This window comes from Candidatus Bathyarchaeia archaeon (assembly GCA_041447175.1).
Lineage (GTDB): Archaea > Thermoproteota > Bathyarchaeia > Bathyarchaeales > Bathycorpusculaceae > JADGNF01.
In genome coordinates this window covers 667,772-694,228 of the sequence record CP166960.1, presented here as the reverse complement: position 1 = coordinate 694,228, position 26,457 = coordinate 667,772, and the positions used below count along the sequence as shown (strand labels likewise).

36 protein-coding genes and 1 tRNA gene are annotated in these 26,457 nt (G+C 46.7%); 13 read left to right on the top strand and 24 right to left on the bottom strand.

Translation table 11 applies throughout. The features are described 5' to 3' along the window. Nucleotides 1-10: 10 nt before the first annotated feature. From ACBZ72_03630 to ACBZ72_03620, 3 genes are all read right to left on the bottom strand, one after another. Nucleotides 11-1,693 (bottom strand): hypothetical protein, encoded by a 1,683-nt coding sequence (locus ACBZ72_03630; GenBank protein XES77972.1) that lies wholly within the window; start codon nt 1,691-1,693, stop codon nt 11-13. Next, entirely contained in the window at nt 1,690-2,466 is a 777-nt protein-coding gene (locus ACBZ72_03625) for an ABC transporter ATP-binding protein (protein ID XES77971.1), read from the bottom strand. Before ACBZ72_03625 ends, ACBZ72_03630 begins: the two co-directional genes overlap by 4 nt. A 104-nt stretch (nt 2,467-2,570) precedes the next feature. Next, nucleotides 2,571-2,996 (bottom strand): ribonuclease HI family protein, encoded by a 426-nt coding sequence (locus tag ACBZ72_03620; protein XES77970.1) that lies wholly within the window; start codon nt 2,994-2,996, stop codon nt 2,571-2,573. 131 nt (nt 2,997-3,127) lie between these two features. Here ACBZ72_03620 and ACBZ72_03615 point away from each other — a divergent pair, with 131 nt between their 5' ends. Further along, the gene (locus ACBZ72_03615) at nt 3,128-3,496 is read left to right on the top strand and encodes a winged helix-turn-helix domain-containing protein (GenBank protein XES77969.1); all 369 of its coding nucleotides are present in this window, start codon (nt 3,128-3,130) and stop codon (nt 3,494-3,496) included. A gap of 36 nt (nt 3,497-3,532) precedes the next feature. On the opposite strand, the gene ACBZ72_03610 is transcribed toward ACBZ72_03615, so the two are convergent. Continuing rightward, nucleotides 3,533-3,748, bottom strand: coding sequence for a hypothetical protein (locus ACBZ72_03610; GenBank protein ID XES77968.1), 216 nt, complete (start codon nt 3,746-3,748; stop codon nt 3,533-3,535). Between the two features lie 159 nt (nt 3,749-3,907). Between ACBZ72_03610 and fba the strand changes: the two genes are divergently transcribed. Continuing rightward, nucleotides 3,908-4,825 carry a class II fructose-1,6-bisphosphate aldolase gene (gene fba / locus ACBZ72_03605; GenBank protein ID XES77967.1) on the top strand — a complete coding sequence of 306 codons (918 nt, stop codon included), beginning with the start codon at nt 3,908-3,910 and terminating at the stop codon, nt 4,823-4,825. Between the two features lie 82 nt (nt 4,826-4,907). Here the strand turns inward: fba and ACBZ72_03600 are convergent, their stop codons facing one another. The 3 genes from ACBZ72_03600 to ACBZ72_03590 form a co-directional block, all read right to left on the bottom strand. Continuing rightward, nucleotides 4,908-5,195 carry a 2TM domain-containing protein gene (locus ACBZ72_03600; protein XES77966.1) on the bottom strand — a complete coding sequence of 96 codons (288 nt, stop codon included), beginning with the start codon at nt 5,193-5,195 and terminating at the stop codon, nt 4,908-4,910. Nucleotides 5,196-5,302: 107 nt separating this feature from the next. Beyond that, entirely contained in the window at nt 5,303-6,640 is a 1,338-nt protein-coding gene (locus tag ACBZ72_03595) for a S1C family serine protease (GenBank protein XES77965.1), read from the bottom strand. A 164-nt stretch (nt 6,641-6,804) separates the two neighbouring features. Beyond that, nucleotides 6,805-6,930 (bottom strand): hypothetical protein, encoded by a 126-nt coding sequence (locus ACBZ72_03590; protein ID XES77964.1) that lies wholly within the window; start codon nt 6,928-6,930, stop codon nt 6,805-6,807. 111 nt (nt 6,931-7,041) lie between these two features. Between ACBZ72_03590 and ACBZ72_03585 the strand changes: the two genes are divergently transcribed. Next, a complete protein-coding gene (locus ACBZ72_03585) occupies nt 7,042-7,194 on the top strand; it encodes a hypothetical protein (protein XES77963.1) in 153 nt (50 codons plus the stop codon). Nucleotides 7,195-7,357: 163 nt separating this feature from the next. Here ACBZ72_03585 and ACBZ72_03580 read toward each other — a convergent pair whose 3' ends face one another. From ACBZ72_03580 to ACBZ72_03570, 3 genes are all read right to left on the bottom strand, one after another. Beyond that, entirely contained in the window at nt 7,358-7,687 is a 330-nt protein-coding gene (locus ACBZ72_03580; protein ID XES77962.1) for a YbjQ family protein, read from the bottom strand. Between the two features lie 412 nt (nt 7,688-8,099). Then, on the bottom strand, nt 8,100-8,369 hold the full coding sequence (locus ACBZ72_03575) for a zinc ribbon domain-containing protein (GenBank protein ID XES77961.1): 270 nt from the start codon (nt 8,367-8,369) through the stop codon (nt 8,100-8,102). A gap of 303 nt (nt 8,370-8,672) precedes the next feature. Continuing rightward, nucleotides 8,673-11,447, bottom strand: coding sequence for a cation-translocating P-type ATPase (locus tag ACBZ72_03570; protein ID XES77960.1), 2,775 nt, complete (start codon nt 11,445-11,447; stop codon nt 8,673-8,675). Nucleotides 11,448-11,602: 155 nt separating this feature from the next. Here ACBZ72_03570 and ACBZ72_03565 point away from each other — a divergent pair, with 155 nt between their 5' ends. From ACBZ72_03565 to ACBZ72_03555, 3 genes are all read left to right on the top strand, one after another. Further along, nucleotides 11,603-12,415 (top strand): TrmB family transcriptional regulator, encoded by an 813-nt coding sequence (locus ACBZ72_03565; GenBank protein ID XES77959.1) that lies wholly within the window; start codon nt 11,603-11,605, stop codon nt 12,413-12,415. 305 nt (nt 12,416-12,720) lie between these two features. Next, a complete protein-coding gene (locus tag ACBZ72_03560; GenBank protein XES77958.1) occupies nt 12,721-12,933 on the top strand; it encodes a hypothetical protein in 213 nt (70 codons plus the stop codon). A 230-nt stretch (nt 12,934-13,163) separates the two neighbouring features. After that, on the top strand, nt 13,164-13,475 hold the full coding sequence (locus tag ACBZ72_03555) for a hypothetical protein (protein ID XES77957.1): 312 nt from the start codon (nt 13,164-13,166) through the stop codon (nt 13,473-13,475). A gap of 413 nt (nt 13,476-13,888) precedes the next feature. Here the strand turns inward: ACBZ72_03555 and ACBZ72_03550 are convergent, their stop codons facing one another. The 5 genes from ACBZ72_03550 to ACBZ72_03530 all read right to left on the bottom strand — a co-directional run bounded on the left by ACBZ72_03550 (nt 13,889) and on the right by ACBZ72_03530 (nt 17,763). After that, the gene (locus tag ACBZ72_03550; protein ID XES77956.1) at nt 13,889-14,509 is read right to left on the bottom strand and encodes a class I SAM-dependent methyltransferase; all 621 of its coding nucleotides are present in this window, start codon (nt 14,507-14,509) and stop codon (nt 13,889-13,891) included. Nucleotides 14,510-14,521: 12 nt separating this feature from the next. Then, nucleotides 14,522-15,277: an ABC transporter ATP-binding protein gene (locus ACBZ72_03545; GenBank protein ID XES77955.1), complete on the bottom strand. Its 756-nt coding sequence runs from the start codon at nt 15,275-15,277 to the stop codon at nt 14,522-14,524. Then, nucleotides 15,274-16,410: a FecCD family ABC transporter permease gene (locus ACBZ72_03540; protein XES77954.1), complete on the bottom strand. Its 1,137-nt coding sequence runs from the start codon at nt 16,408-16,410 to the stop codon at nt 15,274-15,276. Before ACBZ72_03540 ends, ACBZ72_03545 begins: the two co-directional genes overlap by 4 nt. Before the next feature lie 33 nt (nt 16,411-16,443). Beyond that, a complete protein-coding gene (locus ACBZ72_03535) occupies nt 16,444-17,538 on the bottom strand; it encodes an ABC transporter substrate-binding protein (GenBank protein ID XES77953.1) in 1,095 nt (364 codons plus the stop codon). A gap of 147 nt (nt 17,539-17,685) precedes the next feature. After that, nucleotides 17,686-17,763, bottom strand: a tRNA-Val gene (locus ACBZ72_03530). A 21-nt stretch (nt 17,764-17,784) separates the two neighbouring features. On the opposite strand from ACBZ72_03530, the gene ACBZ72_03525 reads away from it, so the two are divergent. Continuing rightward, nucleotides 17,785-17,988, top strand: coding sequence for a hypothetical protein (locus tag ACBZ72_03525; protein XES77952.1), 204 nt, complete (start codon nt 17,785-17,787; stop codon nt 17,986-17,988). Between the two features lie 111 nt (nt 17,989-18,099). On the opposite strand, the gene ACBZ72_03520 is transcribed toward ACBZ72_03525, so the two are convergent. Further along, complete coding sequence (locus ACBZ72_03520) at nt 18,100-18,288, bottom strand: 4-oxalocrotonate tautomerase family protein (GenBank protein XES77951.1); 189 nt, start codon at nt 18,286-18,288, stop codon at nt 18,100-18,102. A 171-nt stretch (nt 18,289-18,459) separates the two neighbouring features. Between ACBZ72_03520 and ACBZ72_03515 the strand changes: the two genes are divergently transcribed. Both ACBZ72_03515 and ACBZ72_03510 read left to right on the top strand, forming a co-directional pair. Then, the gene (locus tag ACBZ72_03515; protein XES77950.1) at nt 18,460-18,810 is read left to right on the top strand and encodes a DUF5658 family protein; all 351 of its coding nucleotides are present in this window, start codon (nt 18,460-18,462) and stop codon (nt 18,808-18,810) included. A gap of 41 nt (nt 18,811-18,851) precedes the next feature. Then, the gene (locus ACBZ72_03510; protein XES77949.1) at nt 18,852-19,250 is read left to right on the top strand and encodes a hypothetical protein; all 399 of its coding nucleotides are present in this window, start codon (nt 18,852-18,854) and stop codon (nt 19,248-19,250) included. Here the strand turns inward: ACBZ72_03510 and ACBZ72_03505 are convergent. From ACBZ72_03505 to ACBZ72_03490, 4 genes are all read right to left on the bottom strand, one after another. Continuing rightward, on the bottom strand, nt 19,243-19,644 hold the full coding sequence (locus ACBZ72_03505) for a Mov34/MPN/PAD-1 family protein (GenBank protein ID XES77948.1): 402 nt from the start codon (nt 19,642-19,644) through the stop codon (nt 19,243-19,245). The two genes, ACBZ72_03510 and ACBZ72_03505, sit on opposite strands and share 8 nt — an antisense overlap. A gap of 89 nt (nt 19,645-19,733) precedes the next feature. Then, the gene (locus ACBZ72_03500) at nt 19,734-20,228 is read right to left on the bottom strand and encodes a phosphopantetheine adenylyltransferase (GenBank protein ID XES77947.1); all 495 of its coding nucleotides are present in this window, start codon (nt 20,226-20,228) and stop codon (nt 19,734-19,736) included. After that, nucleotides 20,225-21,169, bottom strand: a complete 945-nt coding sequence (locus ACBZ72_03495) for a pantoate kinase (protein ID XES77946.1) — start codon at nt 21,167-21,169, stop codon at nt 20,225-20,227. Before ACBZ72_03495 ends, ACBZ72_03500 begins: the two co-directional genes overlap by 4 nt. Then, nucleotides 21,166-21,933, bottom strand: coding sequence for an ECF transporter S component (locus ACBZ72_03490; protein ID XES77945.1), 768 nt, complete (start codon nt 21,931-21,933; stop codon nt 21,166-21,168). The genes ACBZ72_03495 and ACBZ72_03490 overlap by 4 nt, the downstream gene beginning before the upstream one ends. A 210-nt stretch (nt 21,934-22,143) precedes the next feature. On the opposite strand from ACBZ72_03490, the gene ACBZ72_03485 reads away from it, so the two are divergent. Continuing rightward, on the top strand, nt 22,144-22,650 hold the full coding sequence (locus ACBZ72_03485; GenBank protein XES77944.1) for a GyrI-like domain-containing protein: 507 nt from the start codon (nt 22,144-22,146) through the stop codon (nt 22,648-22,650). A 75-nt stretch (nt 22,651-22,725) separates the two neighbouring features. On the opposite strand, the gene ACBZ72_03480 is transcribed toward ACBZ72_03485, so the two are convergent. Beyond that, entirely contained in the window at nt 22,726-22,848 is a 123-nt protein-coding gene (locus ACBZ72_03480) for a CxxC-x17-CxxC domain-containing protein (protein XES78646.1), read from the bottom strand. Nucleotides 22,849-23,023: 175 nt separating this feature from the next. Continuing rightward, nucleotides 23,024-23,359: a hypothetical protein gene (locus ACBZ72_03475; protein XES77943.1), complete on the bottom strand. Its 336-nt coding sequence runs from the start codon at nt 23,357-23,359 to the stop codon at nt 23,024-23,026. Between the two features lie 562 nt (nt 23,360-23,921). Between ACBZ72_03475 and ACBZ72_03470 the strand changes: the two genes are divergently transcribed. Beyond that, on the top strand, nt 23,922-24,581 hold the full coding sequence (locus ACBZ72_03470; GenBank protein ID XES77942.1) for an HAD family hydrolase: 660 nt from the start codon (nt 23,922-23,924) through the stop codon (nt 24,579-24,581). A 144-nt stretch (nt 24,582-24,725) separates the two neighbouring features. Continuing rightward, a complete protein-coding gene (locus tag ACBZ72_03465; protein XES77941.1) occupies nt 24,726-25,340 on the top strand; it encodes a hypothetical protein in 615 nt (204 codons plus the stop codon). 98 nt (nt 25,341-25,438) lie between these two features. Here ACBZ72_03465 and ACBZ72_03460 read toward each other — a convergent pair whose 3' ends face one another. Together ACBZ72_03460 and ACBZ72_03455 are read right to left on the bottom strand one after the other, a co-directional pair. Next, nucleotides 25,439-25,627: a 50S ribosomal protein L37e gene (locus tag ACBZ72_03460; protein XES77940.1), complete on the bottom strand. Its 189-nt coding sequence runs from the start codon at nt 25,625-25,627 to the stop codon at nt 25,439-25,441. A 10-nt stretch (nt 25,628-25,637) separates the two neighbouring features. Then, nucleotides 25,638-25,865 (bottom strand): LSM domain-containing protein, encoded by a 228-nt coding sequence (locus ACBZ72_03455; protein XES77939.1) that lies wholly within the window; start codon nt 25,863-25,865, stop codon nt 25,638-25,640. Between the two features lie 331 nt (nt 25,866-26,196). Between ACBZ72_03455 and ACBZ72_03450 the strand changes: the two genes are divergently transcribed. Next, entirely contained in the window at nt 26,197-26,376 is a 180-nt protein-coding gene (locus ACBZ72_03450; GenBank protein ID XES77938.1) for a hypothetical protein, read from the top strand. Nucleotides 26,377-26,457: the final 81 nt, after the last annotated feature.

The following is a 26,457-nucleotide window of genomic DNA, read 5'->3' as shown; positions in this document are numbered from 1 at the left end:
AAAAGGCTGTTTAGACTTCGGCTTTTGTGAACAACTCTTTTGCGTTGCCAATTGCCAGCTTGTAGAAAATCACCGTCAGCACCGCCGCGATGACACCACTAACTATGAGCGCCGGATACAGGTCCAAGAAGAAGCCTATGTTCATGCCTACAAAGGACATGATGACGTGAGGTGCAAGCGGCAGCAACACAACCAAGGCGATGACACCGCAGGTCAGCATGTTTATGATGCTCCACTCCCCGCGTATCATGCGTGGTCGGGGCACCTCGTTGAAGTCGGCGCCTTTAATGCCGTTAGCCAAGGACAAGGAGCCTGCTGCAAACGCCACAAAAATGGATTCCACAATCAACACAACGATTGTGTTTATGGAAGGCTGGTAAATGAAGTAGCCCACCATGCCCGTTATTGGCAGCACCACTAAGGCAAAGAACAGCATGAAGGCGAACTTGCTTTTGACAAAGTTTTTGGCGGAAACGGGGGACATGTAAAGTCGCCACATGTTTTGTCCCTCTTCGCCAGTCATGAAGTTGCCAAGGCTTATGGCCATGAGCCCAACAGGGAAAAGCGAAGTGAAGGCAAAGCCCATTTGTGGTGGGAAGCCTTCGGAGGGGCTTGAGGCGTTTAGGCTGGACATAACGGGAATTATTAGGAACACTATGGGCAGGATGAAGGCGGAAATGAGTTCGCGTCGGCGGGTGAAGGCTTTGAGGTCTTTGCGTATGAGGGCGGCTTCAACCGAGGAGAAGCCTAATTTGCCCAGCATGCCCGTTTTGGGTGTGTAGACGCCGCGGCTGATGGTTATGGCTGGGGGTTCGTAGAGTCCAAATCTTGCGTTGAGTTTGGTGCCTAAAACAAACAAGCCCAAAATGAACAAGACGGACAGCCCCAAAAACGCAATCCCGTTGACAAGTAGCCCGTTGGCTATGGAGTAGAGCATTATGCCCAGCCAAACAAAGGGTACAAACCAGAGGGTGTTTTGGGCTGAAGCAACGGATTGGATGAAGTTTAGGGAGTTTGCGCCGTAGGTGAAGGAGAAGTAGATGATGTAGAAGACCACAAAGAACAGAATTGAACTGATGAAGCGCACCCAAACTGCCGCGCGTCCCGTGGACTTATAGACGGCGCCTGTGAAACGTACCTGTAGGATACGAAAGATTTCGGTGGTTGCGCTTGCCATGAATGCTGCGGCAAGCATTGCCAGAATTGCGCAGATGGTTGAGGGAATTGCCCCGATGGAGGCGGAGACTATGAGGACCGCAGGCGATATGACCAAGATGCCAAGCATGGGCAAACCTAAAACGTCGGAGATGATTCCCGCCAAGGTGTGTTCTTGCCAAGTGACGGGCAGCCAGTAAGGAGCCTGACGAACAAAGTTTGCGCCGCTACGCTGGATTTGCTGCATCATCGAGAAGACGAAGGTGAAAATCAGAATCAACGTTGGAAGGGCATACTGGAAGTTTATGAACCCCAAATTAAACAGGGCTTGAAAGGTGGGTTCGGTTGCAGCCAAAGTGTCGTAAATGAAAAGCGCCAAAGCCCCAGCGGCAATGCCGATTATGGTGGCAATTATGTAGCCGAGGGAACTGTATATGCGGTTCTTTTTCACGTTATAGTTGGACCGATCTTGCCCACGCATTAGCCTGCCCGACTTCATGTCCACGCGGACAAGCTGCAGGACATTTTTCCAGTTCATTTCACAAGTTCCTCGACCACAGCTTTAATGTCACTTGTACCTGTGAGCTTTAGGAAAATGTCTTCTAACTCTGAATCGGGCAAACTTGCCATCTTTCGCAGTTCAGCCATGTTGCCCAACGCCAAAAGCTGCCCTTGATACATGATGCCGATACGGTCACAAACAGCCTGCGCAATCTCCAAAATATGCGTGGACATGATGGTGGTTACGCCTTGCTGTTTGAGGCTGTGCAGGAAATCTTTAACGATGCGGGCAGAGCGGGGATCCAAAGCGTTTAGCGGTTCGTCAAGGATGAGCAGTTTGGGTTTGTGCAGAAACGCGGAGATGAGGGCAATTTTCTGTTTCATGCCTTCGCTGTAGCTGCTTATCATGTCACCTTCGCGACCTTCCAACTGCAGGGCTTTGAGGTACTCGTTTATGCGGCTGCGTTTCTCGTTGGGCTGCATTCCGTATATATCGCCGATGAAGTCCAGAAACTCTATGCCCGTGAGGAACTCGTACAGACGGGGGGATTCAGGCGCGTAACCAACCTGCCGTTTGATGCCGACGGGGTCACGTTTTGCGTCTATGCCCAGTACGTGGATGCTACCTTGGTCAGGCTGGAGCAAGCCCATGAGCATTTTCAGGGTGGTGGATTTTCCTGAGCCGTTTGGTCCCAGAAGCCCGAAAATTTCGCCTTGCCCGATGTTTAGGTTGAGGTTGTTTACGGCTACGAGTTCACTGTAGCGTTTAACGACGTTTTGGAGTTCAACAGCGTAAGTAGGATTTGACATTATTTGCCCCCGAGATTTAATGAATAGATGTCGATATTTAAAAATACCGTAAAAACCTAATGTTTAGAACAAAGAATTTTTCAATGCTCAAAAACGGTCATGCCTCAGAAAGCATGGGGGTTTCTAACGGTTTCGTCTAGCCGTTCATTAACTAACAGGTCAGCTTCCTGAATGAACCTGTTGCTTCGGGGAACATTAACAAACTGAACCTTCCTAAACAGCCTCACCAGCGCCTGCGCAGTTGACCAAAGCCTAAACAGCTCAGCGTTCTTAACCCGATATTCGCCTGTCATGTGTTTACAAACCAGCTCGCTGTCCAAATGAAAAACCGCTTCCGCAGCATCCAGCTTGGAACCCGCCTTAAGAGCATCAATTAACGCTTCGTACTCTGCTTGGTTGTTGGTACGTTTTCCTAAAAAACGCGACCCCGACTCAACTACAACGTCGTTTTCGTTAAGAATCAGGTACGCTGCCGCCGCAGGACCCGGGTTTCCGCGGGCGCCTCCGTCTGAGTAAATTTTAAGCCTCAATGTGCATCATCTGCCAGTGCTTGTAGTTTGCTTGGTTTCTTTTTGGGTTTGTGGTTGTGTGCTGACAGCCACAAAAAATTATATTCATTTTAGCCGATACCCCTAAGCATGAGGTTTTTGAGGGGAATGACTTGAGGAGCAGAATTTTTGAGGAAGCATTAGTTAATGTCAAGCTTCAAAGGGTCATTTTTGGTGTGAACAACAGAACCTACTACATGAATCTCCTTGAAGACCCATGCTGGACAGCGGAAAGGGCGCTAAGCAAAGAGAGCATCAAAGTAATCTCCGACGTCTTGAACCTGTGCACTTTGCCTCAATCCAAAGCCAAAATCATTCGCAACCTTAACCCTGAACTTGTCAATGGCTGCATACATTACTTAGTGGCGCAGGGTTTGCTTAACGAGTCAGACGACAAATTGTTGACAACAAAAAAAGGCAAAGAACTCATAGAGCTGCTAACCAAGCTACAGGGGTTTTTTGGAGTTGACCCCTTAGAGTAACACGAGTTGACTCCTTAGAGTAACACAAAAGGCGGGTTACTGTTTACGCCAAGCTTCTTTGAGCTGCAAAACAAAGCCGGCTTCATCTTGCGCCAAGTGCTTTTTAACTTCACGCCAAGTAGCCGAACAATCCTTGTATTGGACGCCCACCAAACGGTGAATCACTTGGTCAAGCTGTTTCTTATTGGCAGGCGTAACGGAGATTTCCGCTTCTTGAAAGACACCGCTCATGTGCCTAAAGTAACAAGTCAAACAAACACACCAGTATTGAAATGTGCCTTGAACAAAATAAGGTTATCCAGAATACTCTGGGGCACCGTTCTGAATGCGTATTCTTTTTTCGTAAGAAAAATTAAATACCCCGAAACCGTCGATAGTCCCTTGTAAGCTAAACTGAGAGAGTGTGAAACTTTGCTCGTTACAAACAAAGATTTGATGGTTCCAGCCAGAAAAAACGGTTATGCAATCCCCGCCTTGAATGTCCAGAACCTTGAAAGTTTAACTGCAGTGGCTCAGGCCGCAGCTGAAGAAAAGTCCCCGGTCATTATAGCCATAAGCCCCAGCGTCGTCAAATATGCAGGGCTTCCTTACATCAGCGGCATGGCTAAAACGGCTGCAGAGTTGGCGCCGGTGCCCGTGAGCATCCACTTAGACCACGGCGAAGACTTTGAAATCACCCAAAAATGTGTTGAAGCCGGGTTCACATCCGTCATGATTGATGGCTCCTTTTTGAAGCTGGAAGAAAATATTGCAGTCACCAAAAAAGTCGTAGAAATGGCACACCCAAAAGGTGTCAGCGTGGAAGCCGAGCTAGGAAGATTGGCGGGCGTGGAGGAGCGCAGCGTGGAAGAAAAAGACGCCATCTTAACTGACCCTGAAAACGCCAAAACTTTTGTTGAAGAAACTGGAGTGGACACATTAGCCGTTGCCATCGGCACCTCCCATGGCGCGTATAAATTCAAAAGCGAAGCTAAACTCGACATTGAACGGTTAAGGCTTATCAACCAGAAAGTTCAAGTTCCGCTGGTGCTGCACGGGGCATCCAGTGTCCCGTCGTGGCTTATCGAGAAAGCCGACAAATACGGTGCGCAACTATCCAACGCAAAAGGTATCCCTGAAACCGAAATCAAAAAAGCCATTGGTTTAGGCATCGCTAAAGTCAATGTGGACACCGACTTGCGTTTAGCGTTTACGGGTTCGGTGCGGGAAGTTCTCACAACCTCACCTAAAGAGTTTGACCCCCGCAAGATTTTAGGTCCCGCCCGAGAAACCATGAAGCAAGTTGCCAAAAGCAAAATGCAACTGTTTGGAAGCTCAGGAAAAGCATAACAAAAGGGCTTGCACGCCCACCCGCCTACTCTTTTCGCCTCTTAGTCTTCCTGTCAGCAACTCTTCTTCGCGTCTTTGACTGTTAGGTTGATTGTTGTTCTTCTTTGAGTCTGCGGTATTCCTGCTCAACCATTCTGTCAGATACTCCGGTGCGCAAGAAAACCGTAAGGTAATGTGCTACTAACCCGATGCCCCAGCCAAAGAGCGGAAATACAAACCAGGGAAACACGCCCTGATAGCCGCCTGTGAACCACCAGACGGCAATGAGAAAGGCGTTGACAATTGAGAACACGGCTAAGTGAATGTAAAAGGCGATTTTGGCTTCAGCTCTCTGACGAGCTTTTCTTCGCAGTTCTTCATCTGTTGACAAGTTTCCACTCCACCAGTTCTGCTAACTTATAGTCGGCTTTAGTAGTATTTAAAACCAAACCACGTTTTCCATATAGAAAAATAAAACAAAAACCCCACAAAAACACCTTATCCAACATGAACCCTGTTTTCTTTATTAGGAGCAAATCTTCGAAAACGCCACCAAAACGTGGCATACAAAGCTGTTCCCACAGTGAAGGCACCTATGGCTGCTATGGCAGTGGCTTCTGCAATTGCAGGAGAAGCAGACGAAGAGGATGAAGGGGACGGAAATGGCACTACGGCACTGTTAGGTAAAGGACGCGTTCCTAACACTACGGGGACATCCATTGTTTCGCCGTTTCGGATAACGGTAACCGTTATGGTTTGGTTTGGCAAAGTGTTTTCCTCAAGATACGCGGATAACCCGTCGGAGTTGATGATGCGGGAACCGTTAATGGCTACAATGAGGTCGCCGCCCACGATGACATTCACGCCGTTTATGGTGATTTGGGTGGTGCCTGCCCTAAGCCCCGCATCGTCGGCTGGTCCGCCGGCGGTCACTTGCTGGAGTAAAATGCCGTAGGTGACGTTAAGTCCTGTCTGGTTTGCAAGGTCGTAGGTGTTGTCTACGCCAATGATGCCCAAGTAAGGATGCTGCGTGTAGGTCCCCGTGGTTATCAGGTCATTGATTTCCCGCAGAATTGTGTCAGAGGGGATAGCAAACCCGACCCCAGTGGCTCCAGAAACTCCCGCGGTGTTTATGCCTACAACTTGTCCTTCACCATTAAGCAGGGGACCGCCCGAGTTTCCAGGGTTAATGGGCGCATCTGTTTGAATCACGTTAGCTATGGGAAAGCCCCCTGAGGTTGTTTCGGTTATGGTTCTGCCCAGTTGGCTAACGATGCCCACGGTTATTGACCCTGACAAACCAAAAGGGCTTCCCAACGCCGCCACAAAGTCACCCACTTCAAGCGATGAAGAACTGGCTATTTCGATAGGGTGATATGCGTCGGGGGGTGCAGCGGTAGAGAGCACCGCAAGGTCCGCGTAGGGGTCTGAACCTAAAACTGTTGCGGCATAGCCGTTTCCGTTACGAAAAGTGACGCTGATGTTTACCCCTTCCTGAACAACATGGTAGTTCGTAACTACGACCATGGTTTCGTTATTGTCGTAGATAAAGCCCGAGCCCTGAACTTGACTGTAAGCTTGCCCAAACATCGTCAAGGTGGGCTGTAAACAAGTTATAACAACCACTGAGTCCTCAACGTTTTGGTAAAGCTGCGAAAGCGAAGTGGACGGGGAGGTTACTTGAGGCTGAACAGTAGATTCTTGGGCGTAAACTGCGGCTGTTCCCGCTGAAAAAGCAAGCGCCAAAACGGCAATTAACGCCAAAACTATGACACGTGTCGAGATACGCGCAGAAAGCTCAAACTTGAAAGGGAAATTATGAAAAGAAGCACTCATGGATAATCCTTCCAAAATCTAAGCTTATGCAAGCAGAGTTTGTGTAATAAGATTTTGTTGGCATAAAACGACAACCACAAACCCAAGAAGACCCTGCGGATTCAAAGCCTAAAGTGGTGTAAGTAAACAAAAAAGAGGGGCGGCAAAGCACAGACGATTATGCGCTATTTGCCTTTGCCGTGTTTTGCCGGAAGGGCAACCTTTTTTCGCTCTTTGCGCTTCTGGTCTTTTTCCCGCTGAAGCTTTTTGTGTTGCTCTAAGCCCTCAGCTTTTTTAGCCTTTTTAGACAATCCATCCACCCTATCAAAAATAAAAAGAAACAGTACAAATACTTTGCCGTACGTTGGTGAGTGCAGTCGCAAGCTTTATCCAAACTGCCACACTTAAAATAACGAGAAACCTTGCCCACCAATATACGCTGCCCCAAATGCCAAAGTTTGGAAGTGGAGAAAAATAAAAATCAAGAGTTCCACTGCCGCCAATGTGGCGAAACCTTCTATTTTGTTACGCCCAAATGCGGCTCCCAGATGGATTCATCAAGGTATGAACTCTAACGGCGCCTATTTGGCTTTGTTGGCTTTTTTGGCGCAGGCATCGCTGCAGTATTTTTTCTTGCTGTCAAAGGTCATAAAAGGTTTCTTGCATACAGGGCATTTTTTGTCCAAATCTATCCCTCAAGGTTACTTATGTAAATACGACCTAAAACTGTTTGGGGTGTCACTTCTTCAGTTTAACTGCAGTTCCGTACGCCGTCACGATTATGAAGCCTTCGAGGATTTCGGTGGTTTCAAAATCGATAGCCAGCACACCGTTGGCGCCGAGCTTGCGGGCTTCATTTTTCAGTTCTTCCACCGCTTCTCTTCGAGCTTTTTCGATTTCTTCTTCGTAAGCGGTGCCTTTGCCGCCCGTCATGGATTGGATACCTGAAACAAACCTGCCGCCTATGCCGCGGGTTCGGGTGCTGGAGCCGTAAACTAGTCCAAGGACTTCTTCAACGTCATATTTTGGGATTAAAGGCATTGTTGCCAAAATGATGTCTTCAACCATTTCACTCACTTCTCCTACGTAGGATGGGCGGATTTGTTTAAAGAAGTTGTGGAGAAAAAACAGAATTTGAACCACCACCACACAGGAATGGGTACGAATTTGTTTTTGAAAAAAAGGCCAGCCACAAGTTTTTGTAGACCAATATAGAGGTAAAAATGCGTCATCAACTATAAAGGCAAAACCCAAAAGGAACAACCCCTTTGTTTGTATGCTTTCACCACGGATGCCTGCTTTGCACGCATAAATCCCATGTCACGCATCTCATGGCGAGAGAGCCAAAACAGAAAACCATTGGGTGGCGTGGTACAGGCTCTGGTGAAAGCACCCTTAAAATTTAAGCAAGAGGTGTTTTTTGCTCTGCAGTTTTCTACGCCTTCAATTTAAGACTGCCAACAGACACAAGAAGGTACAGCTACTTCCACCAGCGTTCCAGCCGCGGCAACATCAGCGACAGTTCAGCTTTTGCCTGCTCGTAGGTGATGTTAGGGTCATTATCTGACCAGCCCTTGGCGGAAATTTCTATCATCTGCTCAAGCGTAGCCTCAGGGGTAGTGAATTTGCCATCCTTGTAGCAGTAGGCGCAGTACTTTTCGGTTTTTGAGCCATCAGATTCTGTTCCAAACAGTTCAGACTGATTTAGGGGCATTCCACAACTTTGACAAAACTTGAAATCTGGTTGCATAATCATTCCTCAATCAGAAATGCGTATTGTGAATATTTAAAATTTTAGAACAACAACACCGCAACACACATAACAGCTACAAATATGAATCAAAACCCCAGCGTTAACCACAATTAAGGTTCATCCGCAAACAACCATAGCCCAGCCGCACCTCATTTAACAATAACCTACGCGTATCGAAATCGTATATTGAAAAGAAAAAACGATTTCCGCAGCCGAACAACGGAACGCCAAGAATGAAATATTGCTTGGTGGTTCCGTCTTTGTTCATCGCGGATTTATCTTGCGGAAAGAGGGGGTGGGTTATGTTTTTCTTCGTCGGCTTGAGATGTATTTTCCGGTTTCCAACGCAGCGAAGACTATGCCTGCAAATAGTGCCGCGATTGCCCAGTCAATGAGTTCGGGTGAACGCACATCGAACAGCGCCTGAATTCCAGGGACGTAAAGGATGACGAGCTGCAGGGCAAACGATGAGAGTATCGCGTACCAGAGGTACTTGTTCTTGAACACGCCCACTTTGAACACGGGGTACTTAAGCGAACGCGAAGACAGCGCAATGGCTAACTCAATCATTATCATAGCAGTCAGCAGTTGAGTTCGGGCTTCCAACAGTTGATATTCACCCAGCCATGGGGAATGCGCGAAATACGCTCCCAGCAGCAGAGTCGTTGTCAGCAGAGGGGTAGCAATCAGGAACGTCAGAACATCACGTGAGAATATGCTCTCTTTGGGTTTGCGAGGTTTGCGTTCCATGAGGTCGGGGTCGCCTGGGTCTACGCCTAATGCGATAGCAGGTAAGCCGTCAGTGACAAGGTTCATCCACAGAATCTGCACCGCAGTCAACGCAATAGCTGCATTGTTGATGGAGTTTTGACCCGTAAGTGTAGAGGAAAGCCCAGGAACCAGCATGCTTGCAATGTAGGGCACTGTGACGACGGCGATGAACATGACTAGGATTTCCATGATGTTGCACTGCAACAGGAAGGTGAGGTATTTTTTGATGTTGTCATAGATTTCCCTGCCTTCTTTGACTGCTTTGACGATGCTGGCAAAGTTGTCGTCCGCCAGAACCATGGAGGCTGCTTCTTTGCTGACTTCTGTGCCGGTGATGCCCATGGCAATGCCTATGTCTGCTTTTTTAAGCGCGGGTGCATCGTTGACGCCGTCGCCAGTCATGGCCACAACTTGGTCCCGCTGCTTCCATGCCTTAACTATGCGCACTTTATGTTCAGGAGCAACGCGGGCATAGATGGCAACGTTTTCCACTACGTCATACAGTTGCTGGTCATCCATTGCTTCAAGCTCAACGCCTGTGAGAACTTTGCCCTCCTCGTTTTCGCCGATGAGGTTAAGCTCTTTGGCAACGGCGGTGGCGGTGAGTTTGTGGTCGCCTGTTATCATGACCACGCGGATGCCTGCTTTTCTGCAGATGGCGATGGCGTCTTTAACTTCGCTGCGGGGCGGGTCAATCATACCCATAATGCCTACGAAAACAAAGCCCTCTTCAATTGTCTCATCAAAGACTGCCTTGTTTGAGGGAAGTTCTTTGTAGGCAAAACCCAAGTTGCGCAAAGCCTGCAAAGCCATCGCTTCAGTAACCTTTTGCAGTTCAACACGCTGCTCGCTGGTCAGCTTCTGCACGGTACCGTTGAGCAGAATTTGGCTGCATTTCTCCAGCACAATTTCTGGTGCGCCTTTCATGTATGCCATGCGTGTGTTGCCGACTTGGTGGATGGTGGTCATGCGTTTGCGTTCGCTGCTGAAGGGAATCTCTGCGATGCGGGGTTCTTGCTGGTCAAGCTCCTGCTTTTGTAGGTCGGCTTTGGCGGCTGCAACAATGAGGGCGCCTTCAGTGGGGTCCCCTTTTACAGTCCACTTTTTGGTTTGGTCGTCTTTTTCAAGGGCGGAGTCGTTGCAGAGGCAGGAGACTTTCAGGAGTTTGGTGAGTTGCGCGTCAGGGGTTATTTGTTTGTTTTCAAATTCGAAGTTGCCTTCGGGAGCGTATCCGATGCCTGTGACTTTTATGGCGGAGTTGTTGGTGTAGACCCGCTGGACGGTCATTTCGCCTTTGGTCATTGTACCAGTTTTGTCGCTGCAGATAACGCTGGTGCAGCCCAAAGTCTCTACGGCAGGAAGCCGCTTCACGACAGCGTTAACTTTGGTCATGCGGTACATGCCGATGGCTAAGGCGCCTGTGACAATCGCGGGAAGCGCTTCGGGCACCGCAGCTACTGCGAGGCTGACTGCCCAGAGGACCATCTCAAGAATTGGACGCCCCTCGATAACTATGCCCACTACTGCTACGCTGGCAGCTATAACCACAGCCAGAATGCCTATCCATTTGCCTACTGATGCCATTCGTTTTTCGAGTGGTGTTGTTTCGGTTTCGGTGCTTTGGACCATTTGGGCAATTTTGCCAAACTCAGTGTTCATACCAGTTTCGGTAACAACGGCTTTTGCTCTACCGTAAGCGATGATGGTGCCGGTGTATATCATGTTGTTGCGGTCGTTTAACTGGGCACCTTCCGCGAGGGTGGTGATGGCTTTGTCTACTGCGGCAGATTCTCCTGTGAGGGCGGCTTCTTCAACTTTAAGGTTATGTGCTTCAATCAGCCGGGCGTCAGCGGGGACCTTGTCACCCGTGTAAAGCAGCATGATGTCGCCGGGAACAAGTTGGCTGGCGGGAATTTTTGCTTCTTTGCCGTCGCGGATGACGATGGCGTTGGGGGAGGTCATTTTTTTGAGGGCTTCGACGGCTTTTTCGCTACGATACTCTTGCGTAAAGCCCAGAGTGGCGCTTGCGATGACGATGACGAGTATGATTATGGCGTCTACGGTTTCGCCGACTGCAAGTGAAAGCCCTGTGGCGATGAGAAGAATAATCATAAGCACGTCTGTGAATTGGGAGAGGAAGAGTTTGATGGGGGATTTGCCTTTTTCTTTTTTGAGCTCGTTTAGGCCGTACTTGGTGAGTCGGCTTTGAGCGTCTTGCTGTGTTATGCCTTCGTTTTCTTTGACGTCTAGCTCTGTGAGTGATTCTTCGACTGTTAATGCATGCCATGACTTGGATTTTGACAATTATGTCGCCTCCAGTCGGGTTGTTGAGTTTGCTCTTTTGTTTTGTTTCAAGCTGTTAATCTCCATTAGGTGTGTTAGATGCTAATTTGCTGGATAAGGTATAGCAATTCTTAAATTCGTTTTGTCACTGATGTTTTTTCTCAGTGGTGAAAAACATGAAAGGTGTAGAAATCCAGCAGGCACTTGAAACATTAGGATTAACCGAATACGAAGCAAAAGCCTACATCAGCCTCGTCGAAAAAGGCACCTCAAGCGCCGGCGACCTTAGCAAAATAACCGAAATCCCCCACTCCAAAATCTACGAAGTCCTCATGCGCCTCGAAAAAAGAAAACTCATCGAAACTCAAAAAGGCAGACCCATACTCTTCAAAGCAATAAAACCCTCCACCTCAATGGAAGGAATCGAGAACCAGCTAAAAAGCACTGTAGAAAAAGAATACATAGAAAGAAAAAGCGCTCTGGAAGGCAGCTACAAAAAGAAAATCAACGAAATTTCAGAAGCACAAAAAGCAGTTTTGGAGGAACTGGAGTATCTTTTTGGGAAGAACGAATCGGTGGAGCCTTCAGAGGACATTGTATGGACAATACGGGGAAAAACCAACCTAAACACCCAAGCAAAAGACATCATTTTGTCAGCCACAAACGAGGCGCGCCTAAGAATTCCCTACGATGATTTCTCCGAGTTTGAATCAACAATCAAGGCGGCGCACTCAAAAGGCGTAAAAGTCCAACTCTTAGTGCACCGGTTAACTCCGAGCGCACGAAACCTTAAAGAAAACGCCGAAATCTTTATCGAAGAATCCCCCCTGCCCACAAACTGCGGCATAATTCTAGCTGACCACAAGAAAGGGATGTTTATCTCCGAAAACTACGCGCAGGGCTTTAAGACAGCGGGCAAAAGTGTGCTGATGGTTCTGAATCACTTCTATGACCACGAACTGGAAGAATCAATAAAAGTAGAAAACTAAAGCAACCAGGATGAAGTAGAAAAGTGAGTTCACATGATGCACTGGCTTTAACCACGTTGCCCAGCTCTGACCCCTAAAAGCCAAATTGTACAATGGTCTCCACTTCTGAGCGGTGCAGGTCAGTACCCTTTTCTGCTGCAGGCAGCCATGCAGTGGTGAAGGGACGCGTGTTAAAGAACATAGTTTGTTCTATTACTCAGGGTATGTTTGTTAAAGTCGATGACTAGCCTATCGCGTTAAGCGTTATTAAAAGTTGAAAACAAAAAAAGTTTGAGTTTTTTGATAGTTGGTGTTATTGTTTTCTTGTGGTCATTGGCTTGCTGAGTGGGCTTAATTGGTCCTTGATTGCGATTCGTTTTGTCATCAGCGAAGTTACTGCAAGCATTCCCATCCATGTAGCAGATATGGCTAAAGTCATTGACCCCCCAACGCTAGCAATCTCGGACAACATCACAGCAGTGTCAGCAGGGGAGGACATTGCTGTTAGGTATGGTGCCCACGCGGTTATTTCACCGTGAAAGACGTGTTCTGCAGCGAGCAAGCCTACGCCTCCCCAGAGCATTGCATTAAATGCTGTTAGTTTTAGTTTATTGGGGATATCGCTATGTCTCGTTATTACTTGAACGATTGTCACTACAATTGCAAGAGTCATCGGAGCTAGGAAGCACGCCATCACATTTTTCCTCCAGTAACACTAAATTTAAATAAAGTAACACTCGCTAATAAGCGTAACGGAGGATGAGAAAATATGTGGCTAATAATACTCGCATTCGCCGCGACAATTGCAACTGCAATATGGTATACCCAAGCTGAGAACGACAAGTACCTATTGAAGTATCTTAGTTTAATTCTCTGGGGGACAACAATAATGGTGCTTGTTGACCACGTAGTGCCCTTCATTTTAGAAGGGGGCGGAGAATTCTTTGAGGTATCAATTGAAGCAACAGTTCTCAGCGGCGTTATGCTTGTTGTGGGGCTTGTGTTGTGGGAGGGCATTTTATTACTCAAAGACCCCAAAGGCATACTATACAGAAAAAAACCAGCAGCGACAGACGCGTAAACTATCACTAATTCACTTTCTCTTTTTCTCATATCTAACTGCTCTTAGATTGTCGGAAAACCGCCTGGAGATAGGTGGTCCGTTTGCCCAATTTTCAAAATTTGGAAAGTTAGAAGACAAAACCGCGGGGTTCTTTTTGGGGTCGGACTGATTCGGACCAGAGACCTTCGGTACATCAAATAGCAGCTTTTTATGGTTTCCTGATGATTTCATTAATTCATTTTGTTTTTTATACAGTAACCTATACAATTTGACATAACTTTTTTAAAAAAGACAAGCGGTGGAGTCTAAAGTGTAGTCGTCTATCCAAAAACAGCATTTTAGGAAACAAACCAAACACTGAAAAGGGTATGAGCAGAAAGATTGTCATTTCAGTATCGTTTTAATTCACTTCAAAAATGGGTTAGTATTAACTATATTTTTTTAGCAATACATATGAAGTAATTTTCGTCATCCCTTTCAAACGTAACATCAAAACCGCTCTCCTTCATCATCTGCCTAAGAAGCCCCATACGGGGCAGAAAATCGTTCCCGACCTCCACACCACCATTCATGTGAACCCCATTAATTTTCTTAGCAGAATCAGAATGCGCCACCGCTATTCGCCCGCCTTTCCGTAGCGCCTTAGATAGTATTTTGAGGGCTAAAGGCTGGTCAACAAAATGAGGAAAGCAGGAATAGCACACTACCAAGTCAAATTCGGCATCATAGTTCAGGTCATAGACATCAGAAACTAAAAATGAAACCCGCGGATGCTCCTTTTGGGGATATTTCAAGCGGGCTACCTCAATCATCTTCTCCGAATAATCCACTGCAACCACGCTTCCATAAACCAGATATTTCTCGTAGAAAGGAATCATAATTCCTGTCCCAGCGCCAACATCCAGAATCCTATCGTCAGGTTGAATTTCTAGTAGTTCGGTGATGTATTGTACTTTTTGGAGGTTGTGGATTGTGATTTTGTCCCAGATTTCAGCTTTCTCGTTGAAGAATTCTCTTTTTTTCGGATTGACCTTTTTTGAGTTCATGTTCATGTTTTTGCCTTCTTATATGGGGATGACTACGGGGATTCCTCGGACGCACTCCACGTAGGCATCGATGTTATATACTGCCTTGATGCTCTCGGGGGTGATGACTTCATGACCGCCCACGGAGTAAACCATTTTGTCCTTCATTAGAACAAATTTGTCTGAATGACGAATAGCCAAGTTGAGGTCGTGAATAACCATAATCGCAGCCATATGGTTTTTCTTAACAATGTTCCGGATTAGATGCATTATCATGTGCTGGTTGGCTAAGTCAAGACTGCTTGTGGGCTCATCTAAAAGAATAACCTTTGGCTGCTGAACTATGACCCTTGCGATTTGCACCAATTGGTATTCTCCACCACTGATTTCGTCGACGTATTTTAGCGCCAGCCCATCTAAGCCTAAAAGATGGAGCACTCTTCCCGCCAAACGTATGTCCTTTTCGGTGATGTCCCATTCAAAGTGCGGTTTCCTGCCCAAAAGCACCGAATCAAAAACCGTGGTTCGGGATGTCTCGCTTCGTTGTGCCACGTACCCTATTTTTTTGGCAATTTCTTTTTTGTTCATTTGATGAAGGTCTGACCCCTCAATAATCACTGAACCAGCTGCTGGTGTGAGCACCTTACTTATGCATTTAATCAGGGTGGTTTTTCCTACACCGTTGGGTCCTAGGACAGAGACGACATCATCCTTTGTAACGGTAAACGACACGCCGTCCAGAACTGACTTGCTACGGTAGGAGAAACTTAGGTCATTTACCTCGAAGAACATCATTTTCGGTATCTCCTGATTAGCAGGTAGATGAATAGGGGTCCGCCAAGCATTGAGGTGATGATGCCTACTGGTATGACGGAGGGGTACAAGATGACTTGCCCAACCCCATCTGCAATAATTAGGATAATGGCTCCGAGGATAACCGAAAGAGGGATGAGGTACCGATGGTCGCTGCCGATAATCATCCGGGCGATGTGTGGCCCCAGCAGACCTATGAAAGCGATGATACCAAAGAAGGAGACAATAACTGCTGAAAGAACGGAGGTCAAAACCATGCCCACGAGCCGCTCGCGTTCCGTGTTGACGCCCAACCCTTTAGCGGTGTCTTCCCCAGCGTCTAAGGCATTATAATCCCACCGTTTGTAGAAGAAGTAGAAAACAATCGGAAGAAGCACCACAAGAATTATGGCGTTCCATGACCAAGTGGCTTTACCTAAGTCACCGAAGGTCCAAGCAACAATGTTACCCAACTGCGAATCGGTGGCTATATACTGCATAAAGGAAAGCCCAGCGGAGAACATGACACTGATAGCCACACCTGCCAGGATCATCGTCTCAGCGCTGACCCGGGTAATCTTAGTAAGCAGCAGTATAGAACCGGTTGCCAGCAGGGAGAAGAAAAACGCGCATATCGTCGTAACATAGGGATTATTGATGGAGACGATGGAGGTCATGCTGCTGCCCGCGCCCATAAAAATGATGGCGAAAGAAGCCCCAAAAGCTGCGGCGCTTGATATGCCTAAGGTGAACGGTGAAGCGAGGGGATTACGGAGGATACACTGCATCACTACCCCAGCAACTGCCAAACCGACGCCTGCTAAGAGAGCGCCGACAATTCTGACCATGCGGATGTTCCAGACAACGCTGCCTGCTCCGCTGGTGTCAAAGGTAAAGATGTACCTGATGACGTCTCCAAACGGTATGTCAATAGGTCCACTCTGAGCGGCTACGACCACACATAAAACCAGCACTATTAAGCCTACAATTAGGAAAAGGCGCTTGCGTTTTACAAATCCACTGTATGTCTTTGAGACCTGGTTGCTGTCCTTTTCATCGTCTTCATAGATGTCAAACGCTTCGGGTCCGCCGTGGTCGTGATCGCTTGGTTTTCTACTCGCCCTTAACACCACCATTGAAAAAAAAGAGTGAAAAGAGGTTTAAAAGCCTCACAACGTGACTTTGGCACATCCGCTGCCTGTCTGCCCAGCAGCGATGTCGGCATAGGTTATGGTGGTTTCTGGATAGAATAGCTGTATGACTTGGTTTGCTTTGTCCTCGAAGTTCCATGAGTACAGGTTCCCGTTCATTATGGAGGCGACGTAGTATACATTTACGAGTTGGTTGTCCCAATTGGTGCCGTAGCATTTGTAGACCATGGTGGAGTAGAGGTTGTTGTTTTCCACTGCTGAAACATCACTTAGCCCAGTATTGGTATCTATGTATTCGTTGATTGAGTCGATGCAGCTGCTTAGGCCTATGCTGTCTATGAAGATGTAGTCAGGGTTATCGGCTATCAAGGTTTCCAAGGTGATGACGTACGGTTGGCCGTTAGCGGCGGGTTCGATTGCGTTGGTGACATTTGAATAGTCGAAGGGCAGATAATTGCCGGAGCCCTTCAGAAATGAAGCCCCACCGTAGTAGAACATGCCACAGGCGTATGCGCTCTCGACGCTTGCGGTGGTAGCTTTGGAGGTAACTTCGTTAATCATATCGGCAATGCCGGTATTGAGTTCAGCAGCCCTAGTCGGTTCACCAAACAAAGTGCCTAAAGAGGTTATTTGGTCATAGAAAGCCTGCCCGAATTCAAGGTCGGCGTTAATGACGTACACTGGGATGCTTGTTTGGGATTGTAGGGTGTCAGCGGTTGCTACATCGGATGCTGTGGAGGTGATGATGACGCTGGGGTTTAGAGCTAAAATGGCTTCTGGAGTAGTGGCTACTTGGGGCAGGGCGGAGAATTTTGCTTTGTTCACGAGATAGTATGTTTGGTCATCCCGTGTGTTGAAGGTGCCGGCGGTTTCAATCGCTTGGACCTTGTCAACTGCATCAAAATAGGACACCAACCTCAGGGAGCATGCACCAATACAATAGATGGAGTCCATCTGTTGGGGAACATTCACTGTTCGTCCTAAGGCATCGGTGACGGTTGTCGCGGAAACTTCGTTATCTCCATTGCTGGTTGTTAGAATGTAAGCAACGCCTACGGCGGCGATTACAACTATAGCTATGGCAACGATGGCAAAAACTTTGGTTCTGTCCATTCAAACACTTCCATTAATACCCAACTATTATACGTATTACCAATTTTTGGTTTAGTAACACTATAGAGTTAATAAAGATTTCGAGAAACAAACAACAAGACAAACACCAAATTCACCAACTAATAACCATAGAAAAATTAGTTTTTGTGGTGGGCCGGACCGGATTCGGACCGGTGACCTTCTGCACGTCAAGCAGATGTCCTAACCAGGCTAGACGACCGGCCCACGTTTTTGCTGTGCTACAAGTTGTCGGCATCCGACGTATTTATGGGTTTTGCGTGGTGCCTGCATGGTTTACCGCCCGCCGCCACCCGAGGCGAAGAGTTAGAGGGGAACGGTTTTTTCGCCAATGCCTTGAGAGAAGCAGGTTGGATAGGATTTCAAAAAAGGCAAATTGAGCCATTTTCTGCCTTTCCGCGTCGTGCCGCGCCGTTTCAAGCCGCAGCATAAACGTAAAACAAGCGTAAAATCAAAAAATAAGCCCAAAACGGGCACATCAAAAACATACGGGGAGGGGAGGTTTGGAGCATTCAAGAATAAACAGCGAACGTGTAAAGCCCGTTAGGGTGGAAGCATGCTGGCTTGCTCGCCGTGTATGCCCCAGTTTGTTTTGGGCACGTCGTGAATGATTACTTGCACTTGGTTTGCTGTTACGCCGACATCCTCAAACGCGCGTGTAATGCCCTTTATCAATTTGGCTTTCTGCTCGTTGCTTTTTCCAGCCCAAGTTTCAACTATGACCACTGGCATTTTGTGGGTTCACCTCCACCGCGTAACCTCCCATATCATTGCGTATGTAGGCTTTAACGTTTTCTTAGGACGTCAGCCCAAAAAGGGAATATGTCAAAAAACGCAAGCTTGCTCTTAAAGTCTAACCGCCAAAGAAGGCGTGTATTGGGAGACAAATGGGGAAAATATGACATGATGAAAATGACAGGTTACCCAACAGTGTTCCTTGCTTTCATGGGATCCATGGATTGCTTAACCACCGTAATTGGCATACTTTATTTTGGCGCAGTCGAACTCAACCCGCTCATTGCAGGCGTGGTCAGCACAAACATACCCGCCTTTGTGGTTCTTAAAATGACAACAACCGTTTTCGTATGCTTAATTTTTGTTCAAGCCGAAAAAATCCTCATGAAAACCGAAGACAAAAACTGCAAAGCCTTCACCTGCACCAACAAACTACTCAAAATCGCCTACGTTGGGGTTATCCTGTTCTTGGTTGTGGTGGTTGTAAACAACCTGATGGTTCTCGCAAACGCCCTCTAAGAGGCAGAACACCTTTTAGGCAGAAAAACCCCTGAAAACTCATGCCCCAACAAAACCCCACCCAACCAAACTTTAAACCCGCCATTGTTCAGTTAATTTTAAGCAGGCAAACCGAACAAGCCTTGGAGCTACTTGCAAAAACCTACGGCGTAGAAGCCCCCAAGCTTAAAGTGGGGTTGCCAAAAGGGCATGTGCGAAACGCGTATGGGACCTACAGCGCCAAAAACCAAACCATCAGTGTGCTGGACAGCGACACCCTCTGGAACCCCTTTGTTGTACTGCACGAGTTTTATCATCATCTGCGCAGCAAAAGCGTGGACAGGGTACATCGGGGAACGGAAAAAAACGCTGATAAATTTGCCCTTGACTTCATGCGGGAATATCAAATTGCCGCCGCGAAAGCCGCTGCAGAGCAAGCATCAAACGCGGATGCTACTTAACGGGTTCATCGGTTATTTGGATGGGTAACCGCTGGCCGCTAGAGCCGTACGCGGCAACACAGTTTTTGCCCTGAAATGGGTACCCCACAATCATGAGGATTCTGCCAAAAAAGTAGTTTAAGTCGGTGTCGCTTGGGTTGATGTTGCCTGAAGGGTGACTGTGCACAGTGCCAACCAGCGAGAAGTCACCGGAAAACATGTAGGGGTTAAAGTGAGCAAACCCTTCGCCGTGAACAGCAAACGGAGCCAAAACCAAATCCGAAATGTGAACCACACCTTTTTTCTTTTTGCCCCGCAGTAACAAGAAGCTTTCGCGTGGGTAAAGCTGCTTTGCTCCCGCATAGATGGCGTCCAGAATCTCATAGGAAATTTGAACCACAGTTGCAGTACTCATACATGCTCACAATGTTTTTGGCTTAATAGGTTTATTTCATTCGACCAAAACAAAGGTTCCTATACCAGAGTATGCCCGCAACAAAAGTGTTATAACGCAGAAGCATGGCTGTTTTTCTTAAGCAGAAAGCCTTCGTGGTTTATTTCGCCGCGTCGGATTCGTGTGGTGGATATGGGTTTGCTGTTCTGGGCAGGAACCATTTGGACCGTTATAATTGCTAATGGAGGCAACCCGTTTTTGCGGCGTTGTTGATTGATTTTTTCCGCGGTAGGTTTAGTTTCTTCGCTAACAACCAACGCTTCCAAATCCAAGTCCTTTACACTTGACCCATAGGCGTCAAACAACGGGACCACTTTTGCCCGCTGCATAACACCCAAATTGGTCATCCATGCGTTTAAGCCCTGTTTTCTCTGCTCAAAATTGGCGGTTATGTGGGGTTTGCCCAGTTTAGAAACAAGCGCGTCCGAAGATAAACCGATAACTACGTGTTCGCCAATCTCAAAGGCTTTGTTAAGAAGAATTTTGTGCCCTCGGTGAAGTTCATCAAAGGTTCCGCCAACTGCCACTTTCCTAAACTGTGTCACTTGTAGTTAACCAGCCTTGCGCCTTGGAAGCCGAGTTTACTTACGAGGATGTTTTCTTTAGGTAGAACCAGCTTAAAAGCTTCCGCTACTTCAGCGGCTTTTTCTGCAACCGTAACGGCATGAACTGCTTCGCCAACCATGTTCTGTGCCGCCCCGATGGCTCCAGCCTTCAAAGCTAAATCAACCAGTTGTCGTACCCGTGAAGTAGCAAACCCAGCATCCTGAGCAAACTGCCAGCAACAACCCAAAAAATTCTCCAACGACGGCTCAGCCAAAATGGCATCCAGCGTTTTGCGACCAAACCGATTCACTTCGTTTCGCCGCTCAGGAGAAGACAAAACAGACGTTTTAGACACGCCCTGAAAAACCCCCGCAACAACCACATATTCACGAGCCAACAAAATATGGTCAATGACGCAGACTCCAGGTGCCCCGGGCTCCACAACCAAAATACATCCGCCGCCAGAAGCCAAAGAACTCACCGTTCCAAGCCCCGTTTGGCATTTTATCTCGGCAACGTGTGCTGCTTGCGCGACCTGATTAAGCGTTAGGGGCAAATTCAACGCCGCCTTAAGCGCTAACCCAGCCGTTAAAGCGCCGCCGGCACTGGTTCCAAAACCGGCGCCAATGGGCACATCGATTTTATGTTCGACCACCACGTTGTAGCGGTCTGCTGTTGCTTCAAGCAGTGTTTGTAAAACGTTAATGGTGGTGTGGGCTTCAGGTGCAAGCACCCCGTTGAGGTAAACAAGAAAATGGTTTGACGCTTCTGCCGTGGTGACGGATATTGTGGTGTGTACGCCTTTTTGAAGCCCAAACCCGCCACCGCGGGCACCTACACGCGCCAAATCGGTCAAAGGGTTGCCTTGACTGTCTTGGTCGCAAATTTCAAAAAAACTGGAGATGGCGGCAGGTGCAAAGGCGTTAGCGGTTTGGGTCAATGGGTTCCGCCTTTCCCTGGTTTTATCCGCATCTTTAAAGAGGGAAATGCCTTGTAGCAGGCTCTGATTACGGGGGGAGCGACAAGCAGAACAAAAGGTATCTCTGTGACGAAAGTCCAAATGAACAGTACAGGTATGAATGAGGCTGCCACTGGCGCCGTGACGTATCCAGTTGGGTCAAAGAATAATTGGCTGTAACCCCAGTAAGCAACGGAAAGCAAGGCTGCTCCTGAAATCAGTCCCAGAACCGAACCAACCGCAAAACTTCGCCACTCGCGCCACCGCCAAGAAACCAGCACAATCACTACTAAACTAAAGATTACAGTTGAAGCAAAGATGGTAACAATTTCATTTGTTGGAAGCCCAGTTGCGGCAACGAATTCTGCAGGGTAAATTACCGTGGGAACCAGCACGCCAGCTGCCACAACTATGCAAGCTAAAACTCCGGTTGTGACTATTTTTTTGACATCTATGTGTCTGCTTGATAGGTACCCGAGTATAAAGAAGACCAGAAAGTTTGGTAGAACACCCGCCGTTAAGCTTAGGAAGGGGTTTCCGTGGAATAGCATGTCACGTATGAATATGCCTATGGCTGCGCCGATGCCGCCAACCCAGGGTCCGAACAGCACCGCAAAAACTGCGGGCACAGCCACAGCGGGGTAAAATGCTACCCCAAGGAAGTTTAAGCCAAAATCTGTTAAGCGTCCAACTACAGCATAAACTGCTGCACATATACCAATTACCGCAATAGTTTGAGCTTTCAAGGTTAGTCCCTACATTAAGTTAAACACTGAAAACTCGGCTGACAATTAAGTATTCCGTATGAACAGTTTAAACATGTTTAAACAAATATATCCAAAAAAACTGAAGAACCAAACAAAAGGTCAAGCTGTTTCTCTCAAAATTCAGCCGCAGGTTTTTATGGAAAATTAATTATATAGCCACTATTGAGTATATAGTTTCAAATAAAAATGATGAGGGAGAATAATCTGGAAACAAAAGAGCTAGTCGTCCGAATCGAAAGGCTCACAGCCATGCCTGCAGCGTACGCCTGCTCATTTGCTGCGACACCTGAAGAAGAAGCCATGAAAAAAATCAAAGAGTGGGCTAAAAACCAAGGACTGCTTGAAAAAGCGGGGGCACGGTTGTTTGGCAGAAACACCTACCCAACTGATAAGCCAGCTTCACGCGGATACGAATTGTACCTGACCACAAGTATGGAACCCACCAACTTTTGTGACATCGAAACCGCAGAAATTCCAAGCGGGCTGTACGCAGTTTTAAGGTTCAAAAGTCTAGAAAATATGCAGTTTGGATGGAAAAAACTTTGGAACTGGATAGAAGCAAGCGGATACGAACATGCAGGGTGGCAAAGAGGAAAATACGGTTGGGTCAACGGATTTGAAGAGCAAGTCAACTGGCAAGAAGACAAACCGCCAACAGAATGGCTCTTTGACTTATGGGTTCCACTCAAAGAATAAAAAACCCAACCAAAGGGCAAATCAGATGGATCATAAAGAAAAAGCAGAATAAAGGGAAACTATGAATCAACCAAATTAGTACCGTCGGGGCGGTCTTCGTTTGGCGTAGCACTCACGACAGTAAACTGGCCTACTACCATCAGGCTTAAAAGGAACCTCACATTCCTTCCCACAGTCAGAACAAGTCGCCTTGTGCATCTCTTTTCTATACACTCGTTATCAACTCCTATATCGCTGTTTATGCAAAGGATGGTTTTGCACAAGCTCTTGTATGTTGCAACTACCGTTTAAATTTATCCATCAAACTAAGCTGCGATGCCTCAAAAAAAATAAACCACAAAGAAAATGAGAAGAATCATAAATAAAAAACAAACTATTTTTTATGACGCCTTATCCGGTCTTGGCGTTGAGATTTCATCCGCCAATCTTTTTTCCGCTGTGTCTGTACTGTAAATCGGTCACGTCGACGTTCAGAAGCAGAATTCCCACGGTAGCGAGAAACGTTTCGATAAAACGATTCTGGACTTATGCGGTTATCTTTAAGGTCTTCAATGTTTAGGTTAAGGTCACGTTTAGCATCTTCCTCGTGGGTATTATCAAAAAGTTCAGCATAAACCATGTATGCCGCATGGAACTGAAAATTTGAGGGGTCATCAATTTGCAGTTTTTCGGGTGTTGGCTCTTGATTGTTTGGTGGTTGTTCTGTCATGTGCTCAATCTTCTGCATCGGTAAGATGTGGCTTTGACTTCTTTATAGCTTTTGCATTTAACGTACACATGAAAAACAGGAAAGCGAACATAACTAAGGCAGAAAAGTCAAATTACTGAAAATGTAGCATACAGGACCGCAGTTAATTAACATTTAACCGCAGCTATTCATAGCCCTGAAATGAGCCGTGTTCAAGGCTTCCATGGATTTTTTTAAATTGAGAAGCATGCTCTGCTTTTAAGATTCCGTAACGTGTCATGTGACTTTTAAGGTCAGCGGCAGTGCAAAAACAGCACGCACAATGAGGACATTTGAAAAGGTTGGAATTTTCTTGGGGGCTTGTTTCTTCCACGTGGCAACGCCTGTGTTTCTGATACGGCAAAGAGTGCGGGAATGCTATAAAAGGTTTGAGAAGAAAGACGTAACAATCGCAAGCCAAAAAGAAGGTTTAAGCACCAAAAAACGAATTGACAGGTTAGTAATGCTAACTTTGAAGGAAGTTAAACGTAAACCTCATATGAAAGGAACAGCTTCAACAGACAAAAACTTCGAGCATTCCCAAATGACTAAACCAAAACTTGCTGTAAAAGGAATCATGCTGGATTTAGATGGTACAATACTTGACACCAAGCCAGCGTATTTGGAAACAGGGAGAATCGCCTTTGAAAAATTGGGGCAACAAAGCCCTGAAGCGGTGCAGCTGCTTGAGATTCCAAAACGGATAGAGCAAAAACAACCTTTCACAGACATAACCAAAACGGTGGATTACCACAAATTTCTGACCGTGTATCTTGAAACGTTTTACTCGATTTCCGCCGCTAAAACAAAACCAATGCCGCAAGTAGAAAAAACTCTGGAAGCGTTATCCAAAAATGCGCCGCTTGCGGTTATCACCATGCGGTTCATGTCGAAAGAGAACATTTTTGCTGAGCTTAAACAGTATAACCTTGACGGCTACTTCTCGCATGTTGTTACGGCACTTGATACCGCTAAGCCAAAGCCATCTCCTGAAGCTTTGATTAAAGCCGCAGGGGCTATGGGTGTTCAAATGTGCGACTGCGTCATCGTTGGCGACTCAATTGTTGATGTTCTGGCAGGGAAGGCGGCGGGCGCCAAAACCGTTGCCGTGCTAAGTGGCCTTTATTCCCATGTGGAACTTTCAAAAACTGAACCAAACTTTATAATAAACGATATTTCTGAGCTACCAACTCTTTTGGAGTAAAATCGAATCGTTTTCTAAGATATTCTGAGCCTTGAAATGTTGCGGGAATCGTCTTAAAGCAGTTATAATGGCACGGAAAATAAAGTTTAATACAAACAACAAACGGTTAAATATAATGAGAAGGCTCGGAGCGGAAACTGTAAAATGAACTTTGTTGAGATTGTCCTAACTGAGAAACTCAAAGACGCAGACCCCGCGTTAGACATTTTGGGTTCGGATCGAAAAGTGCTGCAGGTTGCCTGCCAGGACTTCACCAATTACCTCAAGTTTCAGTGGGGTCTTATCGGGAAAGAGGCAAACAACTTTGAGCTCGTCGAAAGGATGGAGCGGTTATTTAAAGACAATCCGCCTGAGCTTGAAGAGTTCCTTACAGTGTGGGTGGGTATTTGGCTGAAAAAGTGGAAGGAACGCGTCAAACTGCTGATTGGGAACCAAAACCAGAACAAATGGGATAAAGTTACCAAAACTCTTTCCGTTGCGGAACCCCTGTGGCGCAAAATGATGCACAAACAAGAAATCACGGAAATCGTGGTGGGTACGCTCATTAAGAACGGCGAAATCTGCGGCACGGAAATTCTGGCCGAGAACCTGCTGAAAATGGAACTTGGCGAAAAAGCGAATCACAGTCTAAACGAGAAGGAGCAAACGTTTACTGTGCTCAACAGTTCTTTGCGGAAAGCTCGTGAAATGTCTCAAAGCCGTGGACCGCTAATTTTCGTTAAAATCGACAAGGGCTACTTTAACGCGGATAACGAGTAAACTCGTTTTCCTTTTTCTTATTTTTTTCGTAAGCCTATTTTTAGCTTTAGGCGTTAAAAAGATTGAAAAATTAAGTTTAATTAATTGTGGGTGGCTGTTTAGGCGATTCTTTGCCGCAACAGCGTTTTTGTTTGCCAGTGATAGCTGCGTATGGTTTTGGATTCGCCATAACCGCAAGCTGCACACCGCTTGTGACGTACGTGGTATGCACGTCTGCCGCATCGCCGACACATTATGTGAACGACTTTGCCTTGGCGTTTACCCATTGATGGAGTGCCTTTACCCATAAGTCGTCACCTATCGTGGAGGCGGAGAAATCAGGACCACGTTGTCTCCGCGGACAATTATCAAGCCGAGTCTTCTTTGGCTTTCAATATTTGTGGTATCTTCGGTTTCTTCTAAGACTAAGTTAAGGTGTTGGTCAAAACCCTTCAGTCTACCTCTAAGGCTTTTGCCCCCTTTTAGCCGAACGAGGACTATTTTGCCAATGTTCTGCTCAAGGATTTCTGTGGTCATTTCGCTCATAATAGACCCTTCGTAAATGTTATTCTTCCTTCTATACTTAAACTTAACCAATTTAAACCTTGTCTAATTGATGTCTGTCATAGCACCGTCTGGAGTCATATTACGAGACCGCACAAAATTTTGGGGCGGGCGGCTTGTGGGCGTTGCAGTCACCGTTTCAGCTTATACATTCTCCTTGCGTTTTGGGTTTGATTTGGGTTGCTTTTCAAATTTGAGGTGTTTCTGAAGGGGTTAGGTTGCGATGCATAAAGCCAAAGAAAATAAGGGAAGGAAAGTTTGTTGGGTGCGGTACGCACACAATTAGAAGAGACGCATAACCTAACCCACATTTATGATAATAATCCATTGTCCCAACTGCGGCGCCAAAATCGACATCGAAGAAAAAATTCCGTGGAACACCGCCTTCTGCCGAAGCTGCAAAACTGATTTGGTAGTGCACCTCACCCGCGACCACATCTACGTCAAATACAACCCTGCAAAAACGCAACGAAAAATAAACTTAGCCACCTAACGCGTTCATACAAAAGCACAGGCATTTTAGCGTCAGGTGTAGCCGCAAATAAACATTATTAATTAGAATGCCCCAGTGTAA

Coding starts and splice junctions, on each gene's coding strand:
- ACBZ72_03595 (XES77965.1), bottom strand. CDS start 6,640: ATGAGTGCTTCTTTTCATAATTTCCCTTTCAAGTTTGAGCTTTCTGCG.
- ACBZ72_03565 (XES77959.1), top strand. CDS start 11,603: ATGAAAGGTGTAGAAATCCAGCAGGCACTTGAAACATTAGGATTAACC.
- ACBZ72_03480 (XES78646.1), bottom strand. CDS start 22,848: ATGCACAAGGCGACTTGTTCTGACTGTGGGAAGGAATGTGAGGTTCCT.
- ACBZ72_03550 (XES77956.1), bottom strand. CDS start 14,509: ATGAACATGAACTCAAAAAAGGTCAATCCGAAAAAAAGAGAATTCTTC.
- ACBZ72_03555 (XES77957.1), top strand. CDS start 13,164: ATGTGGCTAATAATACTCGCATTCGCCGCGACAATTGCAACTGCAATA.
- ACBZ72_03580 (XES77962.1), bottom strand. CDS start 7,687: ATGGTTGAAGACATCATTTTGGCAACAATGCCTTTAATCCCAAAATAT.
- ACBZ72_03515 (XES77950.1), top strand. CDS start 18,460: ATGATGAAAATGACAGGTTACCCAACAGTGTTCCTTGCTTTCATGGGA.
- ACBZ72_03535 (XES77953.1), bottom strand. CDS start 17,538: ATGGACAGAACCAAAGTTTTTGCCATCGTTGCCATAGCTATAGTTGTA.
- ACBZ72_03450 (XES77938.1), top strand. CDS start 26,197: ATGATAATAATCCATTGTCCCAACTGCGGCGCCAAAATCGACATCGAA.
- ACBZ72_03540 (XES77954.1), bottom strand. CDS start 16,410: ATGGTGGTGTTAAGGGCGAGTAGAAAACCAAGCGATCACGACCACGGC.
- ACBZ72_03520 (XES77951.1), bottom strand. CDS start 18,288: ATGCCAGTGGTCATAGTTGAAACTTGGGCTGGAAAAAGCAACGAGCAG.
- ACBZ72_03630 (XES77972.1), bottom strand. CDS start 1,693: ATGAACTGGAAAAATGTCCTGCAGCTTGTCCGCGTGGACATGAAGTCG.
- ACBZ72_03485 (XES77944.1), top strand. CDS start 22,144: ATGAGGGAGAATAATCTGGAAACAAAAGAGCTAGTCGTCCGAATCGAA.
- ACBZ72_03625 (XES77971.1), bottom strand. CDS start 2,466: ATGTCAAATCCTACTTACGCTGTTGAACTCCAAAACGTCGTTAAACGC.
- ACBZ72_03475 (XES77943.1), bottom strand. CDS start 23,359: ATGACAGAACAACCACCAAACAATCAAGAGCCAACACCCGAAAAACTG.
- ACBZ72_03510 (XES77949.1), top strand. CDS start 18,852: ATGCCCCAACAAAACCCCACCCAACCAAACTTTAAACCCGCCATTGTT.
- ACBZ72_03505 (XES77948.1), bottom strand. CDS start 19,644: ATGAGTACTGCAACTGTGGTTCAAATTTCCTATGAGATTCTGGACGCC.
- ACBZ72_03545 (XES77955.1), bottom strand. CDS start 15,277: ATGATGTTCTTCGAGGTAAATGACCTAAGTTTCTCCTACCGTAGCAAG.
- ACBZ72_03455 (XES77939.1), bottom strand. CDS start 25,865: ATGAGCGAAATGACCACAGAAATCCTTGAGCAGAACATTGGCAAAATA.
- ACBZ72_03575 (XES77961.1), bottom strand. CDS start 8,369: ATGCAACCAGATTTCAAGTTTTGTCAAAGTTGTGGAATGCCCCTAAAT.
- ACBZ72_03460 (XES77940.1), bottom strand. CDS start 25,627: ATGGGTAAAGGCACTCCATCAATGGGTAAACGCCAAGGCAAAGTCGTT.
- ACBZ72_03470 (XES77942.1), top strand. CDS start 23,922: ATGACTAAACCAAAACTTGCTGTAAAAGGAATCATGCTGGATTTAGAT.
- ACBZ72_03465 (XES77941.1), top strand. CDS start 24,726: ATGAACTTTGTTGAGATTGTCCTAACTGAGAAACTCAAAGACGCAGAC.